A 15,564-nucleotide genomic window follows, 5' to 3' on the forward strand; every position below is an offset into this window, starting at 1 on the left:
GATATGGCAATATACTGTAAAAACGAGAGACATTCAACACAGCCTTCGCTTTTTGTAGAAAGTGGACCTTTCCCCAAAAATCTCAGCAGATTATGTCAACGTGTTAATTTTTATCCAATTTTTGCGTTTTGGAAATGAAAGCCGTCATTCCTTTGCTTCACGGCTTGCGCAGTGACCCTTTCGGGACTCGCAGGTGGGGAAGGCTTGCCCCTTCCAGCCTCTAAAGGGCTGGCTTTCCCCTTTCTGCTCGCCCTCGAAGGGTGCCCCACTGCTCCAGCAAGTTACGCTCAGGAATAACGGCCTCCATAAAAATGTGGGGAAAGTCCACCCAGTCAAAAACGTTGACAGTCTGCGGTCGGTGAGATAAACATAAAAACACAAGGGAAAATCATGGCTACAGCTAAATTGCCTGCACACGCGTACCTGGGGTTGATAATCCTGGCTGTCTCCTCTATGTTGCTTATTTACAGGACTGAGCCGGTTTATTCGCTTTTTTACATCTTTGCCTGGTGGCCGTACATCCTGCTGATCGATGGCCTGGTTTATCGATATAAGGGGAATTCCCTTCTCGTAAATCGTACCGGCGAGTTTTTTTTGCTTGTTCCCTGGTCAGTCTTTATCTGGCTCATCTTCGAGGCCTTTAACATTTATATCAAAAACTGGTATTATGTCAGGATAATAGATATCCGCTGGCTGCGCTGGCTGGGTTACTTTGTAGCCTATGGCACGGTGTTGCCCGGCCTTTTTGAAACTACAGAGTTTCTGGAGGCAGCGGGTCTCTACAAGAAGAGGCACATTCGGCCCATTTCTCCGGCCAAAAGCTGGTATGGCCCGTTTATACTTTTAGGCCTGGCCTTTTTCATCCTGCCGGTTATCTGGCCGCAATACTTTTTCCCGTTGGTCTGGGGCTGTTTCGTTTTTCTTCTGGAGCCGATAAATCATCACTTCGGCGGCCGGTCGTTAATGCGTGACTGGCAGCAAGGCTCTCTCCGCAAATTCTCTCTCCTGCTTACGGCCGGATTCATCTGCGGCGTATTCTGGGAGCTGTGGAATTTCTGGGCCGGGAGCAAATGGGTATATACCGTACCCTTTGTGGGACAGTTTAAAGTGCTTGAGATGCCCGTTGCCGGCTATTTCGGTTTCCCGCCTTTTGCAGTAGAATGTTATGTTATGTATAATTTCATCTCCTTATTACGGGAGAATAAAGGGTGGGAAGAGGGGAGCATGGGAATACAGGAGAAGACAGCGCCTTATTTCGTGCCGGCAGCCGTGGCTATCATAGTCTCCTATGCCTACATTATGTTCCAGACCATCGATCAAAAGACTGTTCACTCCTTTGCCCCCATCTTTTACTAATACCGATGCCTGAGTCAGTTTTCATAACCAGTCTCGGCTGTCCCAAAAACCTGGTGGACAGCGAGGTCATGCTGGGCGCGCTGATAGCCGCCGGCTATGAGATTACCTCCAGGGAGGAAGAGGCCGGGGTCATAATTGTAAATACGTGCGCCTTCATCCGGCCGGCCGTGGAAGAATCCATCGAAACTATTCTGGCCCTTGCCGAGAACAAGAAGAGGGGCAACTTAAAGCGCCTGATCGTAACCGGCTGCTTTCCTCAGCGCTATGGCAAGGAACTGATAAAACTCCTTCCCGAAGTTGACGCCTTTATCGGTACGGATGGTTTCCAGAATATAGGAGAGGCGTTGCGCAGTCTCAAAGATGGCCCGGCTCAGCCGTTCTCCTTACCACGCAGCCCCCGGTTCATTATGGATGAATATACCCCGCGGAGACGCACCACGCCTTTTTATACTGCTTATTTGAAGATTGCCGAAGGATGCGGCCATCACTGCAGTTTCTGCCTGATCCCGCGGCTCAGGGGAAAATTAAGGAGCCGCCCGGTTGATTCGATTTTTACAGAGGCCGCGCGACTGGCCGGAGAAGGGGTGCGCGAGCTTATACTGGTTGCCCAGGACACAAGCGCCTATGGCAGTGACCTTAAGGACGGCACAGGCCTGACCGATCTGCTGAAGAAGCTGCTTACTATTCCAGGCCTGGACTGGATTCGGTTGCTTTACCTCTATCCTACTGCGATTGATGATGAACTCCTGGAATTAATGGCCTCAGAGCCGCGGATATGCCCATATCTCGATATCCCCATCCAGCATATAAGCTCGCGCATCCTCAGACTTATGCGCCGGCCTTACGATCAGGATTATATCTATGCCTTGATAGAAAAGATCCGCCGCAAATTACCCGGGGCTGCGCTTCGCACATCACTTATAGCGGGATTTCCCGGTGAGACCTCGGAAGAATTCCAGGAATTGCTGCGATTTGTAAAAGAGGCGCGATTTGAGCATGTAGGGGTCTTTCCCTATGCGGCGGAAGATGGCACGGTAGCCGGCAAGCTACCCGGCCAGTTGCCGGAAAAGGTAAAAAGGGAGCGGCAGAAAAAAATACTCAAGGCGCAACAGACCATATCTCTGGCCATAAACCGCTCCCGGGTCGGGGAGATAATCCCGGTGCTGGTTGAAGGCCTGAGCGATGAAACAGAACTCCTCTTAAAGGGCCGGGCTGTTTTTCAGGCCCCGGATATAGACGGACAGGTTTATATCGCAAGCGGTCAGACGGAAATCGGCCGGATCGCTTCAGTCCGGATCACCGGGGCCCATCCTTATGATCTGGTCGGAGAGATTGTGGCGACTTATAATGTCAATAGTCAATAGTCACTTGTCACTGATAGAAGCTATCAGCACTCAGCTATCAGCATGAAGCCGGTTCACCGTTCAGTGTTGACCGTTTACCGAAAAAAATGTCGGACAACGATTAACGGTTAACGGATAACGAACATGCTGACCGCTGAAAGCGTGAAGATGGAAACGATAGTTTCCGGATGAGCACTAACCAATGACCGGTGACGTTGCCTATAAATGGGAAAGGAGGAGGGCTGAAAGCCCGAAGCTGACGGCTGATAGCTAATTATGGAATACGACGACGATTTGAAAAAGGTCATTGCCTTTCACGGTCACATCTGTCCGGGAGTGGCCTATGGTTACAGGGTGGCTAAAGAGGCGATTAGGCATCTTGGCGGGAAGGCAAAAGATGAAGAACTCGTGGCTATTGTGGAAAATGATTCCTGTGCCGTAGATGCCATTCAGGTACTGACCGGTTGCACCTTTGGCAAGGGGAATCTAATCTTTCATGACTACGGGAAACAGGTTTATACATTTTACAGCCGGGCTGCCGGTGAAGGTATTCGTTTTTCTATAGACTTTGATTATACGGAGACACCGGAAGAGAAAGCCGCGTGGGAAAAATTCCAGGTCGGCGACAGGACAGAGGAGGTTAGCGCGCAAATTAGAAGCCGCAAGGCCAAAAAAGTACAGGCGATCCTGAGTGCTGCTTCCGAAGAGATGATGAAGATAAAACGTGTGACTATCATTCCTCCGCCTGAGGCCAAGTTATATCCCGGCGTGCGCTGCGCCGTCTGTGGCGAAAAGGTCATGGAGCCTCGCGCCCGGGTAAAAGGCGGGAAGATCGTCTGTATCCCTTGCAGCGAGGATTGAGCCGGTGTTTTGAAGGAGCGCACCGGGTACCGGCAAGATGCACATGACAAACTGGAAAATACAGATTGACCCCCGGCAGGTTCACTACTTGAAATTTATCCTGGAGGGCCACGATCATCTGGCGACTATGAGCACCGTTGACCGTCGGCAAGGGATAGTCGAACTCTACATCCCCTCCGGCAATGAAGACCTGGTGCGGGAACTCCTGGTAGCCATAAAGACAGAAATCGGCCTTAAGATAGAATACAGAAGTCAGGAGTCAGAAGTCGGGAGTTGGGAGTCGAAGTAAGCGTTACGAGTGGCGGGTTACGGGTCAGGGGGTTCGAAACTCAGAACGTCGGGAGTCCAGTCGCTTCGAACGCCGAACGTCTCGAACATTTCGAACATCTAACGTTTTAAATCTCTCAACAAGCGCTGAAGTGACCTTTGATACTCGTTCTCAATACCCCATTGGCTGAAATCACCAATATGTCTATTCTCCCGAATCTTACGCGCCCACGGCATATCACTGTTCAAAACTTCTTCATCAATTTGAACTGGAAATACAACAGTATCGCCGCGATCGCGCTCCTCTGCAAAAGCTCTTTCTACCTCGTCACGAACCCACTCACTAGTTACGGATTTCTTGGACAGAATTAAGAGGAGTTTCTCCCGCTGGCGAATTGCCGCGTAAATTGAGTCCAATATTCTGTCGCCTATCTTCATATCATGGGGGGCATACCAACACCTTACGCCTCTTTTCTGTAAGTCAAGGTAAAGCTTCTCTGCAAACGATTCGTCTCTTGATGAGTATGAAATGAAGCAGGAGTAATAATCACCTTCACTCCCTAGATTTATAGCTAAGGCTTCCTGATCATTAGCGTAGACTGCCTGAATTGCCGATTCGTTCAGCCCACATCCGCGCATGAACTCGCGTGGCATATGGCCTGATTTGGTAAGAGTCTCCCTATCGATGAAACTCGGCCCGTGGTGTTTTGTCGCCGACAGACCTTTGGCACCTCTCAAGTCTGTATTAAGCAGCCTTGTGTGCGAAAACACGGTTGAGTCAAACTCAGCGCCTTGACAATTGGCATCTTCAAAGTTCGCGTCAGAAAGGTTGGCATGTGGAAAGCGTGCGGTAGAAAGGTCTGCTTTGTGAAAATCAGCTCTCGTTAGCTGAGCACCGGATAAATCAGCCCCAATTAGGTCTGTCCAACGAAGGTCTGCCCACTCTAAATTTGCATCCATTAGCATCGCGCCGTTTAGATTCGCACGAACAAAATCGGCTCTGCGAAGGTTAGCACCTCTAAGGTCAAGTCTGATATTCGGGTACCTTTCACGCCAAAAGGCAATTGCCTTCGCCCCCTGTAATACTATATTCACGTGCTCTTCGTTAGCCATTGCCACTGACTCCTCCCGCATTTAATTTGTATCGAACGATCATTTCCAATTTGTGTGTTGCAATTTCCCAGAATACTTATTTGGGGTTATCGGGTTTCATAGGGGCTGGCGTTGGTTCTAGTGTGGCGGCAGGGGTGTCGTCGGGGCTGGGAGTGTTACGTAGATTAGCATAACATGGCACGGTATCAATATATCTTTTTTTCAAAAACACCATGTCATTACTGTTAGCACCATACTCATCCATGTTCCTGCTACCGACATTTTTTAATTCTCCATTTAGAAAGGCATAAAGTCTCACTTTTCCTTTTTCGGGAGAATTATAATATTCCCACACTTCGGACCCGGCATCGTCAATCTTTACTACATTATTCGGTTTCCCCTTTGTTTTAATAATTGATTCTTTGGCGTTTTTAAGCGCTTTATCTGCCGGATTTGTTGTTACTTGAATTTCTTCAGCGATGTATTTGGCTTGTCGTCTAGCCTTTGCATCCTCGGCTCTTGACTCCATGTAGGAATCTACTATCGAGACTCCTAAATTAGCGATTGAGCCGGGTGTGCATCCATTAAGCGCTATCATAACAATAACAAAGAAAAAACTTATAAAACTGATTATGGTTTTCATTTCGCATACCTCCTAAACTTCCCAGAATACTTATTTGGGATTATCGGGTTTCATACTCTTCAGGGGAACGATATGGTAAAGCAATCTATCCCATTCCAAGGGATATCTCTGGTCTGAGATCTCCAGGCTCGGCTCCTTGCTTTATTCAAGGACTCTGAATCGTGCATCGACTCCCCCATAAGGACCTATAACCATAAGCCACTTCTCGCTTGTTTCTGTATTGAGAAGGATAAATTCACGCACCCATCTACTGCCATCGTTTCCAAGTAGATAGATCGTGACTTTTCCATCGCCTTCGTTGTGATAACCAATTGCCGTTGCGATGATACCTCTGTCTGACCTGATAGACTCAGCGGCTAACACCTTAGCCTTTTCGTAAGGAAACTTTGTCTGCTGCGTATTCAACACACCTTTTGCTTGAGATCGTTCCTGACACCCACTCTGCAAGCCGAGGAAAACCAAGAGACATAGTATCGAAAATAGTTGTGCCGATCGTTTGTTCATTTCACGTCTCCTTTTCTATCAGTTCTCGGAATCTATTTGGGTTATTGTGTTTCGATGTCTCTTCTGACCTCCTTTGCCCTCGAACTCTCTATTTGACATGTCTGCATGATTCTCCACAAACCTCTTCATCCGCCTTGAATTATGCCGGTTGCCGTAATAATTAGATTCCGTGTTTTGCCCCTATATGATTATACCATGCAGAGCTTCTTTAATGGCTTGGGGTATACAGAATACCTCGACTTTTTCAGGATAATCCGCCCAACCTACAGCGAAGCTATTCTTCTGATTGATGAGAATTGAGTAAATGCAGTATCTTCTTTCGTTTGTTCCTAATCATCTCAAGGTATCGGGGCCAGATCTTTTCCATCGCCCTTTCTCTTGTACATCCCACCTTTGAACTTGATAACTTCTCCATCGTCCAGACATATGTCATAGTATCCTTCTGTCTTGGTTCTTAGGACTACAAATCCGAAACACGGTGTCTTATCATCGGTAAATCCTGGCATGAATTCCAGAATAGTCGTCCATTTGCCAGCTACATTTCCAAATATCTTCATTTCGCAAGGACCGTGGCCGGACTCGTAGCAGCAAAAAGCATATTCATCAATGCTATCGTCATTGAGGTCCAAAGCATATCCATAATCATACACACTTCCAGTCTTGACGTCGCAGTTGAGTTTTTTCATCAGGTTTTTGACAGGCGTAGGTAGGTCCTTATATTTTGTAGACATACAGGCCTCGTGCACCTTTTTATTTTTTTCTCCACATTCTTTGCACAAAGCATGTCCATTTAATACTATTCCAATCATATACAAAACGAGCATCCCCAAAAACACGCTTTTCCTCTTCATAAAATGTCTCCTTTCATTATTAGCTCGATACTCCAACCACCATATATGCATATTCCGCTGAAACGGACTAGTGGTTGGAGCGAAGAGACGTCGGTAATTATTTATGGTGAATCTATGCCGTGAGCCGATATAATGCACCTTATTTACTATTAACCCAACGACCTTTCCACTTTCTGAATCTGCCTTTTGGCTGATTTACTGGCTGAAAGCCAGGCGGAGATGAAGCCGCAGAACCAGACCGGGGCATAGAGTAAGAAGCCGATTCCCATGGCGAATACGAGAAGAAAACAAATTCCATCTAAGGCAAAAAAGATAAGGGCCTTAATCCAACTCCCACAGTAAAGATCGCCCATTCCGGGGATTAGACCAGAAAGAATTACAGCAACCAAAACGCTTTTACCTTTCATTTGCTGCCTTATTTTTTCTTCTTCAAAGACCTTTCGTTTTTCTTCCTCGGAAAGAGCCATGGCGACCTCCTTCATTTATGTGAATGGTAAGATACAAGTGGATTAACGTAACCCCCCCTCTGTGTTACCGGGCAGCGGCTTTCTGAAAGCAAGGGAAAAGCTTAATCATTTCATCTCGCAACCGGCCTGTCTTTATATAGCCCTCCAGATTTTGGTTATAGAAAGACTTGGAATCTTGATAAAGGCCATCTTTAAGGGCAAAGGCATAGACCCAGCCGTATTCCCCGTCATATATAAGGACTTCCATGGTCTCATTCATTTGCAGAGTGAAATCCGGCTTGCCAATTGCTTGAATAATTTTTCCCTTGGGGTCGCTATCCACCCTAAATACTGCCTTCCTGAAATCCTTTTCCGCATAACAGGGAAAGGTTCTAATCATTACGAACCTTAGCTTGCTCTTGGCCTCACGCTCTTTCCAATTATCAGTAAGGAACTCGCATTTATCCTGGTATAAGCCATTTTTAAAAGCAAAGGCGTAAGTTACCACGCTTGTCTGGTAAGCCAACACCTCCATATTTTCATCTATCCCAACGACATAATTCGGCTTGCCAATGGCCTCTATGACGGCCTCTTTAGAATCAATATTGGGTTTAAAATGCACTTCCCAAGGGTCCTTTTTACCAAACAGCGTGGCGCCGGCAGGCGCAGCTATTTTTGCCGCCTCTATGCCGTACATAGCAGCGGAGTAGGGATTGCATCCGATAGGGCCGAATATCATGGCCATAGCTACTACGGCTCCCCAGAATATGCCCCATATTTCTGTGCACTGTTTCATATCCATCCCCAAAGACGCTTGTTTACGAGGGTAGCCTGTTTAAGGGAAGAGCGCTTTTAGAAATAATATTTCAGCCCCACTCCGGCGCTAAAGGCGTCTAAATCTATTTCATCTGTTCCAGTTGTTCTCTGAAAATCAGCTTGGTTCCAAATGTATTTCAGGTCAAGGTTAGCGGCCCAGTTTTGCAGAAAAAATACCTCAAGTCCGGCTGCCACATGGTAGCCAAAGCTGTTATCCACTCCAGTGACGGTTGAAGAGGAGTTGGTCTTGTCAAAGTCATTAAAGTAATAACCAAGGCCAGCCCCTATGTACGGACTTATGGTTTCCCCGGCTGGCAGGTGCAGGCGGGCGGTTAAAAGAATGGGAACCTGGGTAAATTCACCCACCTTGCCACCCAAGGTATGTATGGTCATATCTGCCTTGGTATATTCGCCGCTCAGCTCCAAAGAAAATATCTCATTTAGAAAATAGGTAAGATTGATTCCGTAAAGACCGGATGAATCAATTTCGGGGTCGTATGCTACCAATATACCAGTGTCAACATTATAGTAGGATGCCCTTATCCCTATGCCAAACTTTCTTGTTTCCTCAGCTAAACTTGCCTGACTGAACGCGAACAATAAAATCATTACGCAAGATAGAATAATGGCCTTTTTCTTCATTTCTTTGCTTCCTCCTTTAAGGATATTTGTCTCATTTCAGCTTCAATCCTTTTACGGTAAAAGCTGACCGGCTCTAACTCTACGGCTTCTTTAAAATAGGCCGTAGCTTGCTGACTATCTCCGCTTTTATGATGGGCAAGGGCCAGATAATAGAGATTTATAGATGCGCCCCTTTTAGAACCCTCTGCCTTGTGTTTCTCTGTGGCTTCTTTAAGTAGAGATTGAGCCTCGGGGTAGTTGCCTTTTTGTAAAACCAAACAGCCGTAGGTGCCTACATAATAAGATCGCCTGCCGTCCAGCTCCATGGCTTTTTGAATATATTTGATCCCCTCATCCGTATTTTCACCCAACATAAAATAGCTCCAGGCAATGGCGTTCAATAATTGAGAATTTTTTTCATTGCCTTTAAGGCAAGAGAGGTAAGCTTCATTGGACTTACGAAAATATTCTGGGGCGTCTTTTTTTATGGCCATCTCATTATAGAGCCCGCCCAAGAAACTGCGGTACTCATTGTGGTCAGGCCAGATCTCTATGGCTTTCTTAATACTTTCTTCAGCCATGGCTAATTGGCCTGCCTTGGCGTATTGTTGAGCCTTCCTGTAGCAGTCTTCTGCTTCAGCTTTTTTCTCTTTACTTATACTGCCAGCGATACCGGCTGCGGCAGCAAGCCCTTCTACTGCATACCCTCCGTAATACATTCCATAGTAAAGAGCTTGAGCACCGCAGCCGCACAAACAACCGCAAACCAAAATAAGCCCGATAACCTGTTTCATAGCCTACCCTCCTGCCTTGAACTGCTGCCTATAAAGGCAAAATTCACCTTCTTAATAGACCTATAAGGGCGTATTCTGGCATCGTAAATAACGAATGTCAAGTCCTTTTCTGATTGTATGTTACCGCCTAACCTGTCACGAACAAAGGAAAGGCTGACATGGACAAAATTGAGAAGTTGGTAGGGCGGCGGATTGCCTATTTGCGGAAAGTATCCGGCATAACCCAAGAGGGTCTGGCCGAGAAAGCCAATATCAGCCGGGACTTTTTAAGCCGGGTAGAAAGAGGGATAAGCAGTATCTCTCTTTCCAATATAGAGGCCATAGCCGGGGCACTGAATGTGCCGGTAAAGGAGTTATTCGACTTTGAGAGGAAAACTGAGGCTGAACAAATGATTGAGAATATTGCGGTTCTGTTGCGGGGCATAGAGAGAGATTCGCTGAAGAGATGGCATGATGCACTACGGATACTTTTAATGAGGAAATGATTACTCTTCGTATGCCCTCCAATCTCACGGATTTTATTTAACAACTTAATCTCTATTGTATTTGTCATTCCAGTAACGAAACCCCTTATTTCTTAGCTTCACGGCTTGCGCAGCGATCCGCCGGAGCGGACTCCAGCCAAATTGAAGCTCCCCGCAGTCCGCCTTGGGCGGACGGGGAATCTCCGTATGCAAGGTAAAATGCATCGTATTCGCTCGCTAACCCGCTGTAAGCAGCGGGGAATGCGCTCGCTATGCATGTTCGCTCAGGAACAACGGGTTCCATAAAAACAGGGGAAAGTCCTATTACCATTTTTATATTGAATTGGGAAAGATTGTTATTATAATATCCGCAGAGATTATAATAAGCGTATCAGTTTAGCCTTTTGAAAAACTGGCTAAACTTCAATGCAAAATGCAAGATTCAAAGTGCAAAATTCAAAACGTTGATGGTTTTTGTCCGGAATTTTACATTTTCCATGTTGCATTTTCCATTTTGCAATGAGATTTAGCGCATTTTTAAGAGCGCTAAATTGTTACTAAAGAGCACGGTATTCCCAGCAACTTATGAGCAAGAAAGCCTATATCGCCACCTTCGGCTGCCAGATGAATGAATACGATTCGGAGCAGATGGCCGGTATTCTGTCCAATATGGACTATGAGGCGACCGAAGACCCGGCCGGCGCCGATCTTGTTCTGGTAAATACCTGCTGCATAAGGCAGAAGGCCGAAGAAAAGGCCTATAGTTTCCTGGGCCGCCTGCGGAAAATTAAGAAGAAAAACCCTGACCTGATGGTCATTGTGGCCGGCTGCCTGGCCCAGCAGGAGGGCGGCAGGCTCTTTAAAAAGAGTCCGGGCATTAATCTGGTTATCGGGCCGCAGGGTATTCACCGCCTTCCAGAACTTATAAGAGAGGCAGAGAAGAACGTAAGAAGGATTACTTACACAGAACTTGGCGTATCTTATGAGTTTCCCGGTTATGCGCGCAGCCTGAACGGGAAAAGGGCGGTAACGGCCTATGTCAGTATCATGACCGGGTGTAATAACTTTTGCTCTTATTGTATAGTGCCTTACGTGCGCGGACGCGAGATTAGTCGTCGCAGCGGGGAGATATTAAAGGAAATCAGGGGGCTGGTCGAACAGGGGGTAAAGGAGATAACCCTTCTTGGTCAAAACGTGAACTCTTACGGACTTCATGGCGATGGCGGGCGCGGTTTCGCCGACTTAGTTAGAAAAATAGGCGAGGTTGAGGGCCTGGAGAGGCTGCGATTTACCACCTCCCATCCCAAGGACATATCCGATGACCTGATAGGGTGTTTTGGCAGCATTAAGTCCCTTTGCGAGCATATTCACTTGCCAATGCAATCCGGTTCGGATAGGATATTAAAAAGGATGAACCGTAAATATACGCGGGATGATTACCTGGAAAAGGTGGCCAAACTAAGGAGGGTCTGCCCGGATATCAGCATAACTACCGATCTTATCGCAGGCTTTCCGGGCGAAACTGAGGCTGATTTTGAAGATACGCTGGACATAATGCGTCAGGTCCGGTTTGACGGCGCCTTTGCCTTTAAATATTCAGATCGGCCGCCGGCTAAGGCCGCAACTTTTGATAATAAGTTGCCGGAGCCGGTAAAACAGGAGAGACTTTCCAGATTGCTGGCCCTGCAAAAAGAAATAACGTATAATCGTAATAAGTCTATGGTGGGTAAGCACGCAGAGGTTTTAGTCGAGGGATATAGCAAGAGTTCGCCCCGGGAATGGATGGGGCGGGCGCGCACTAATGAAGTGGTTAATTTTAGCGGAGATGGGGACTTGCCTGGAAAGGTGGTTATAGTTGCTGTTGAGAAGGCCTGCTTACACTCATTAAAGGGCGGTCTGGCAGTAGAATAAAGCCCGGGGGGAGAGGGTTATGTTCAAAGAAATGAAGGTTTCCGGCATCGCCATCGATCCTGTTACCAATACACCGATTATGATCCTGCGAGAGGTGGACGGTGAGCAGGCTATGCCGATATGGATTGGTCTTCTGGAAGCCACGGCTATAGCCACTGAGCTGGAGAAGATCCAGTTTTCCCGGCCGATGACCCACGACCTCCTTAGAAACATTTTGAAGGAAGTCGGCGCAGGAGTGGTCAAAATTGAAATCATAGATCTGCGCGAAAATACCTTCTACGCTATTATCACGATAATAACAAAGGATAGAGAGTTCCAGCTTGACGCCCGCCCCAGTGATGCCATTGCCCTGGCCTTGCGGACTGATTCGCCGATTTATGTCCATGAAACGGTGATAGATAAGTCGAAACGCATGGAGATGAGCCACAGGGCGGAGGTTGATACTGAAGAGGGAAAGAAGTGGGCTGATATATTGGAACGCCTTTCGCCTGATGACTTTGGCAAATACAAGATGTGAGTGTTTATGATAGATTTTCATACCCACAGCCTTTTTAGTGACGGGGAACTCCTTCCCTCTGAACTGGTGCGGAGGGTGGAATGCCTTGGTTATGAATTTGTGGCTATCAGCGATCATGCCGACAGCTCAAACATCGACCTTATTATCCCCCGTATTACAAAAGTGGCCGCAGATATCAACCGGTATAGCAAGACCAGGCTTATTCCAGGGATAGAATTGACACATATTGCGCCATCCTTAATCCGGCCTCTGGCCAAAGAGGCCAGGAAATTGGGGGCAAGAGTGGTTGTCGTCCATGGTGAGACCCTTGTTGAGCCGGTAGCTCCCGGGACCAACCGGGCGGCATTGGAGTCTCCCATTGATATCCTGGCCCATCCCGGGCTGATCAGCGAAGAAGATGTAATGCTGGCCGCCAAGAAAGGAGTTTTTCTTGAGATTACCAGCCGCCGGGGGCACTGTCTGACCAATGGCCATGTGGCGCGCCTGGCCCTTCAGCATAACGCCCCTCTCTGCGTAAATTCTGACGGACACGGGCCGGGTGACTTCATGTCAGAAACTATGGCTAAACAGGTGGCCCTCGGCGCCGGCATCCCCCCTAAGCAGGTAGAGGTAATACGCCGCAATATGGTTAAACTGGCCAAAGGCTGCTTTTCTGCATAGTTCTTCCTGGCGCACTATAAAAACTTTAAAAAATATTTGCTTTTTGCCGGACATATATCCTATAAGAGAGAGGATAACGGGTATTACCCGGGAGGGACAGAAGATGGCGCCAAATAAGAAAGTACTGGTAGTGGAAGACGATCAGGAAGTATTATCCATGTTATTGGACTATCTTACCTTTTTGGGATATGAAACTACCGGGGCGGGGGACGGTCTGGAGGGCCTGAAGCACTTGCGAACCGGACTTTATGATATGGTGATTACCGATCTTAGTATGCCTTACATCAGTGGGATAGGAATAATCAGCGTTATTAAAAAGGATTATCCCAATATCCCCGTCATTGCCATAACCGGGTTTGGCCGGTATGCGGAAGAGCTGGCTCAGGAAAAGAGGGCCGATTTTGTTTTGAGCAAACCCTTCGAGATATCCGACTTAAAAAATGCCATCTCCCGTTTGCTTCCCGCCTGACGATACCCAGCCTTGCGCCTTCAGTCTTTCCCGGATCGTACCTGAAGGGCGCTCCTGCAATTAGCGTTTAGCGTTTAATGGATAGTAGGAGAATATAGAATTCAGGAGCCAGAAGTCAGAATAAAAGGAACGCCCAACATTCTGTTTTCTATCTTCTGCATTCTGCCTCCTACCTCCTAAATGGTAATATATTTCTCTTCTGCCAAGGAAAAGTTTTTCCTCACACAGGGAAAAACATTTTCCCATTTCTTTTAGCGACCAGGTAATCTGCCTATAATCGGCCCCAATAACCTGTTTTTCCCTGTAGGTTTTTCTTGGCATGTCAGTTGCAACAGGAGGATGTCATTTCGGAGGTACTTTTTAAAAAGCTATGGATAGAATCGCCTGCCTTTACATCACCGACGAAGACCTTGCCGGATATGTCAAGGCTGTTATCCACCATTATGGATACCGGCAGCGTTTAACGTATTGGCCTGGCCGGGGAAAGAGCAAGGGGCCTGGGGGTGAGTCTCCCCACGTAATTATCGTAAGCCTGAATGGCGGGGATAAATCATCCCTTTTTGGTATATTAGGAGACCAAGGGGCCTGCCCCTATCCTGTAGTTCTTATTTATGAAAGAGAACAGGAGTTGGACGCGCTTAATCTTTCTAAAAAATCAGGCGTAGTCTTTCTTAAGAGGCCGTTTACCCCGCAGCAACTGGTTAAGGCATTGCAAAGAGTTTGCCCATCCGAGCAAGAAGTTAACGGTACCAGCCATTATTTCTTCGGTGAGGACAGAAAACTAATTGAGATCAGGGAGAAAATACAGCGGATCAGCCGGACCAATATCACTGTGCTTATTCAGGGTGAAAGCGGTACCGGTAAGGAGATCGCAGCCCGTTTGGTACATGAGCAGTCTCCACGTGATAAAGAACAGTTTATCAAGGTAAACGGCGCGGCTATCCCGGGAACGCTTCTGGAAAGCGAGTTTTTTGGTTATGAAAAAGGGGCTTTTACCGGCGCTTACTGTGCAAAACCCGGGAAGTTTGATCTGGCCCATAGAGGGACGTTATTTTTAGATGAAGTAGGGGATATTCCGCTGCCCTTGCAATCCAAGCTATTGCAGGTCTTACAGAACGGCGAATTTTCCCGGCTGGGCGGCAAGGAAGATGTCCGTACCGATGTCCGGGTGATCGCTGCAACAAATGCCGATTTGTCGAGGCTTGTTGAACAGGGCAGGTTTAGATCAGATTTATATTTCAGGCTTAACGTAGCCCATATAACCATACCTCCTTTCAGGGATAGAAAGGGAGACCTGCCCTTACTGAAAGAGTATTTTTTGGAAAAATACTGTGCGGCATATAACAAACCATATATGCATTTTTCAAGAAGGATTATGGACCTTTTCTCGGAATATAGTTGGCCGGGCAACGTGAGAGAACTGGAAAATATTGTCAAAAATATTGTGGTCCTGGAAAATGAGTCAGTGGCTTATGCGGAGATCAAGGGGCGACTGATAGGCTTAAGGAATAAGAATGCCGGCCGGGAAGGACGACTTCCGGCCATGGTTGACAGATCTCTGGTATATAACCTTTTGTGTCAGGGGGGGCTTTCCCTGAAGAAGATAGGTCAGGAATGTATAAGAACGATTGAAACAGAGGCCATAAGGGCCTGCCTGGAGAAGACAAGGTGGAATAGACGGGCCTGCGCTTCTCAGCTTAAGATAAGCTATAAATCCCTTTTGAATAAAATGCAAGAATATGGCATACATAAACGCTCGTAGATTGTTTTTTAGATAACAGGATAGGCCCGGGTAGCTTTCAGCCCGAAACCGCCGTTTCCACTTCACGCTTTCAGCGATTCCGCTCAGGCGGATCAGCAAAAAACCAAAACAAACAACACATTAAGCTGAACGCTGATAGCTGAGTGCTGACCGCCCGTCTGGAGACTAGGGAGATTTGAGTTAGGTT

At 47.2% G+C, this 15,564-nt stretch carries 19 protein-coding genes; 10 read left to right on the plus strand and 9 right to left on the minus strand.

Annotated elements, in window-relative coordinates; genetic code table 11:
• The first annotated feature begins 390 nt into the window (after positions 1–390).
• The 4 genes from PHT49_05390 to PHT49_05405 all read left to right on the plus strand — a co-directional run bounded on the left by PHT49_05390 (position 391) and on the right by PHT49_05405 (position 3,849).
• Positions 391–1,356 (plus strand): hypothetical protein, encoded by a 966-nt coding sequence (locus PHT49_05390; protein ID MDD5451310.1) that lies wholly within the window; start codon positions 391–393, stop codon positions 1,354–1,356.
• A 5-nt stretch (positions 1,357–1,361) separates the two neighbouring features.
• Positions 1,362–2,720, plus strand: coding sequence for a 30S ribosomal protein S12 methylthiotransferase RimO (gene rimO, locus PHT49_05395; GenBank protein MDD5451311.1), 1,359 nt, complete (start codon positions 1,362–1,364; stop codon positions 2,718–2,720).
• A gap of 255 nt (positions 2,721–2,975) precedes the next feature.
• Complete coding sequence (locus tag PHT49_05400) at positions 2,976–3,560, plus strand: FmdE family protein (protein MDD5451312.1); 585 nt, start codon at positions 2,976–2,978, stop codon at positions 3,558–3,560.
• 43 nt (positions 3,561–3,603) lie between these two features.
• Positions 3,604–3,849, plus strand: coding sequence for a DUF4911 domain-containing protein (locus PHT49_05405; GenBank protein ID MDD5451313.1), 246 nt, complete (start codon positions 3,604–3,606; stop codon positions 3,847–3,849).
• 98 nt (positions 3,850–3,947) lie between these two features.
• On the opposite strand, the gene PHT49_05410 is transcribed toward PHT49_05405, so the two are convergent.
• The 8 genes from PHT49_05410 to PHT49_05445 all read right to left on the minus strand — a co-directional run bounded on the left by PHT49_05410 (position 3,948) and on the right by PHT49_05445 (position 9,594).
• The gene (locus PHT49_05410; GenBank protein ID MDD5451314.1) at positions 3,948–4,940 is read right to left on the minus strand and encodes a toll/interleukin-1 receptor domain-containing protein; all 993 of its coding nucleotides are present in this window, start codon (positions 4,938–4,940) and stop codon (positions 3,948–3,950) included.
• 76 nt (positions 4,941–5,016) lie between these two features.
• Positions 5,017–5,562 carry a hypothetical protein gene (locus tag PHT49_05415; GenBank protein MDD5451315.1) on the minus strand — a complete coding sequence of 182 codons (546 nt, stop codon included), beginning with the start codon at positions 5,560–5,562 and terminating at the stop codon, positions 5,017–5,019.
• A gap of 141 nt (positions 5,563–5,703) precedes the next feature.
• The gene (locus tag PHT49_05420) at positions 5,704–6,066 is read right to left on the minus strand and encodes a hypothetical protein (protein ID MDD5451316.1); all 363 of its coding nucleotides are present in this window, start codon (positions 6,064–6,066) and stop codon (positions 5,704–5,706) included.
• A 338-nt stretch (positions 6,067–6,404) separates the two neighbouring features.
• Positions 6,405–6,917 (minus strand): hypothetical protein, encoded by a 513-nt coding sequence (locus PHT49_05425; GenBank protein MDD5451317.1) that lies wholly within the window; start codon positions 6,915–6,917, stop codon positions 6,405–6,407.
• A gap of 149 nt (positions 6,918–7,066) precedes the next feature.
• Positions 7,067–7,384 carry a hypothetical protein gene (locus PHT49_05430; protein MDD5451318.1) on the minus strand — a complete coding sequence of 106 codons (318 nt, stop codon included), beginning with the start codon at positions 7,382–7,384 and terminating at the stop codon, positions 7,067–7,069.
• A gap of 64 nt (positions 7,385–7,448) precedes the next feature.
• Entirely contained in the window at positions 7,449–8,159 is a 711-nt protein-coding gene (locus PHT49_05435; GenBank protein ID MDD5451319.1) for a hypothetical protein, read from the minus strand.
• A 56-nt stretch (positions 8,160–8,215) separates the two neighbouring features.
• Positions 8,216–8,821 carry an outer membrane beta-barrel protein gene (locus PHT49_05440; protein MDD5451320.1) on the minus strand — a complete coding sequence of 202 codons (606 nt, stop codon included), beginning with the start codon at positions 8,819–8,821 and terminating at the stop codon, positions 8,216–8,218.
• The gene (locus PHT49_05445) at positions 8,818–9,594 is read right to left on the minus strand and encodes a tetratricopeptide repeat protein (GenBank protein ID MDD5451321.1); all 777 of its coding nucleotides are present in this window, start codon (positions 9,592–9,594) and stop codon (positions 8,818–8,820) included. Before PHT49_05445 ends, PHT49_05440 begins: the two co-directional genes overlap by 4 nt.
• A 158-nt stretch (positions 9,595–9,752) precedes the next feature.
• Between PHT49_05445 and PHT49_05450 the strand changes: the two genes are divergently transcribed.
• From PHT49_05450 to PHT49_05470, 5 genes are all read left to right on the plus strand, one after another.
• On the plus strand, positions 9,753–10,079 hold the full coding sequence (locus PHT49_05450; GenBank protein MDD5451322.1) for a helix-turn-helix transcriptional regulator: 327 nt from the start codon (positions 9,753–9,755) through the stop codon (positions 10,077–10,079).
• Between the two features lie 564 nt (positions 10,080–10,643).
• Positions 10,644–11,969 (plus strand): tRNA (N6-isopentenyl adenosine(37)-C2)-methylthiotransferase MiaB, encoded by a 1,326-nt coding sequence (gene miaB, locus PHT49_05455; GenBank protein ID MDD5451323.1) that lies wholly within the window; start codon positions 10,644–10,646, stop codon positions 11,967–11,969.
• A gap of 19 nt (positions 11,970–11,988) precedes the next feature.
• The gene (locus PHT49_05460) at positions 11,989–12,486 is read left to right on the plus strand and encodes a bifunctional nuclease family protein (protein ID MDD5451324.1); all 498 of its coding nucleotides are present in this window, start codon (positions 11,989–11,991) and stop codon (positions 12,484–12,486) included.
• Positions 12,487–12,492: 6 nt separating this feature from the next.
• The gene (locus PHT49_05465) at positions 12,493–13,146 is read left to right on the plus strand and encodes a histidinol phosphate phosphatase domain-containing protein (protein MDD5451325.1); all 654 of its coding nucleotides are present in this window, start codon (positions 12,493–12,495) and stop codon (positions 13,144–13,146) included.
• A gap of 103 nt (positions 13,147–13,249) precedes the next feature.
• Positions 13,250–13,615: a response regulator gene (locus tag PHT49_05470; GenBank protein MDD5451326.1), complete on the plus strand. Its 366-nt coding sequence runs from the start codon at positions 13,250–13,252 to the stop codon at positions 13,613–13,615.
• Positions 13,616–13,675: 60 nt separating this feature from the next.
• Here PHT49_05470 and PHT49_05475 read toward each other — a convergent pair whose 3' ends face one another.
• Complete coding sequence (locus tag PHT49_05475) at positions 13,676–13,936, minus strand: hypothetical protein (GenBank protein ID MDD5451327.1); 261 nt, start codon at positions 13,934–13,936, stop codon at positions 13,676–13,678.
• A 49-nt stretch (positions 13,937–13,985) separates the two neighbouring features.
• On the opposite strand from PHT49_05475, the gene PHT49_05480 reads away from it, so the two are divergent.
• Positions 13,986–15,377, plus strand: a complete 1,392-nt coding sequence (locus tag PHT49_05480) for a sigma-54 dependent transcriptional regulator (GenBank protein MDD5451328.1) — start codon at positions 13,986–13,988, stop codon at positions 15,375–15,377.
• Positions 15,378–15,564 lie beyond the last annotated feature (187 nt).

It is taken from the genome of Desulfovibrionales bacterium (assembly GCA_028715605.1).
GTDB lineage: Bacteria > Desulfobacterota > QYQD01 > QYQD01 > QYQD01 > QYQD01.

Bases quoted from the DNA above. Each gene is read 5' to 3' on its own strand.
- PHT49_05390 (MDD5451310.1), top strand. From the start codon at position 391: ATGGCTACAGCTAAATTGCCTGCACACGCGTACCTGGGGTTGATAATC.
- rimO (MDD5451311.1), top strand. From the start codon at position 1,362: ATGCCTGAGTCAGTTTTCATAACCAGTCTCGGCTGTCCCAAAAACCTG.
- PHT49_05400 (MDD5451312.1), top strand. From the start codon at position 2,976: ATGGAATACGACGACGATTTGAAAAAGGTCATTGCCTTTCACGGTCAC.
- PHT49_05405 (MDD5451313.1), top strand. From the start codon at position 3,604: ATGACAAACTGGAAAATACAGATTGACCCCCGGCAGGTTCACTACTTG.
- PHT49_05410 (MDD5451314.1), bottom strand. From the start codon at position 4,940: ATGGCTAACGAAGAGCACGTGAATATAGTATTACAGGGGGCGAAGGCA.
- PHT49_05415 (MDD5451315.1), bottom strand. From the start codon at position 5,562: ATGAAAACCATAATCAGTTTTATAAGTTTTTTCTTTGTTATTGTTATG.
- PHT49_05420 (MDD5451316.1), bottom strand. From the start codon at position 6,066: ATGAACAAACGATCGGCACAACTATTTTCGATACTATGTCTCTTGGTT.
- PHT49_05425 (MDD5451317.1), bottom strand. From the start codon at position 6,917: ATGAAGAGGAAAAGCGTGTTTTTGGGGATGCTCGTTTTGTATATGATT.
- PHT49_05430 (MDD5451318.1), bottom strand. From the start codon at position 7,384: ATGGCTCTTTCCGAGGAAGAAAAACGAAAGGTCTTTGAAGAAGAAAAA.
- PHT49_05435 (MDD5451319.1), bottom strand. From the start codon at position 8,159: ATGAAACAGTGCACAGAAATATGGGGCATATTCTGGGGAGCCGTAGTA.
- PHT49_05440 (MDD5451320.1), bottom strand. From the start codon at position 8,821: ATGAAGAAAAAGGCCATTATTCTATCTTGCGTAATGATTTTATTGTTC.
- PHT49_05445 (MDD5451321.1), bottom strand. From the start codon at position 9,594: ATGAAACAGGTTATCGGGCTTATTTTGGTTTGCGGTTGTTTGTGCGGC.
- PHT49_05450 (MDD5451322.1), top strand. From the start codon at position 9,753: ATGGACAAAATTGAGAAGTTGGTAGGGCGGCGGATTGCCTATTTGCGG.
- miaB (MDD5451323.1), top strand. From the start codon at position 10,644: ATGAGCAAGAAAGCCTATATCGCCACCTTCGGCTGCCAGATGAATGAA.
- PHT49_05460 (MDD5451324.1), top strand. From the start codon at position 11,989: ATGTTCAAAGAAATGAAGGTTTCCGGCATCGCCATCGATCCTGTTACC.
- PHT49_05465 (MDD5451325.1), top strand. From the start codon at position 12,493: ATGATAGATTTTCATACCCACAGCCTTTTTAGTGACGGGGAACTCCTT.
- PHT49_05470 (MDD5451326.1), top strand. From the start codon at position 13,250: ATGGCGCCAAATAAGAAAGTACTGGTAGTGGAAGACGATCAGGAAGTA.
- PHT49_05475 (MDD5451327.1), bottom strand. From the start codon at position 13,936: ATGCCAAGAAAAACCTACAGGGAAAAACAGGTTATTGGGGCCGATTAT.
- PHT49_05480 (MDD5451328.1), top strand. From the start codon at position 13,986: ATGGATAGAATCGCCTGCCTTTACATCACCGACGAAGACCTTGCCGGA.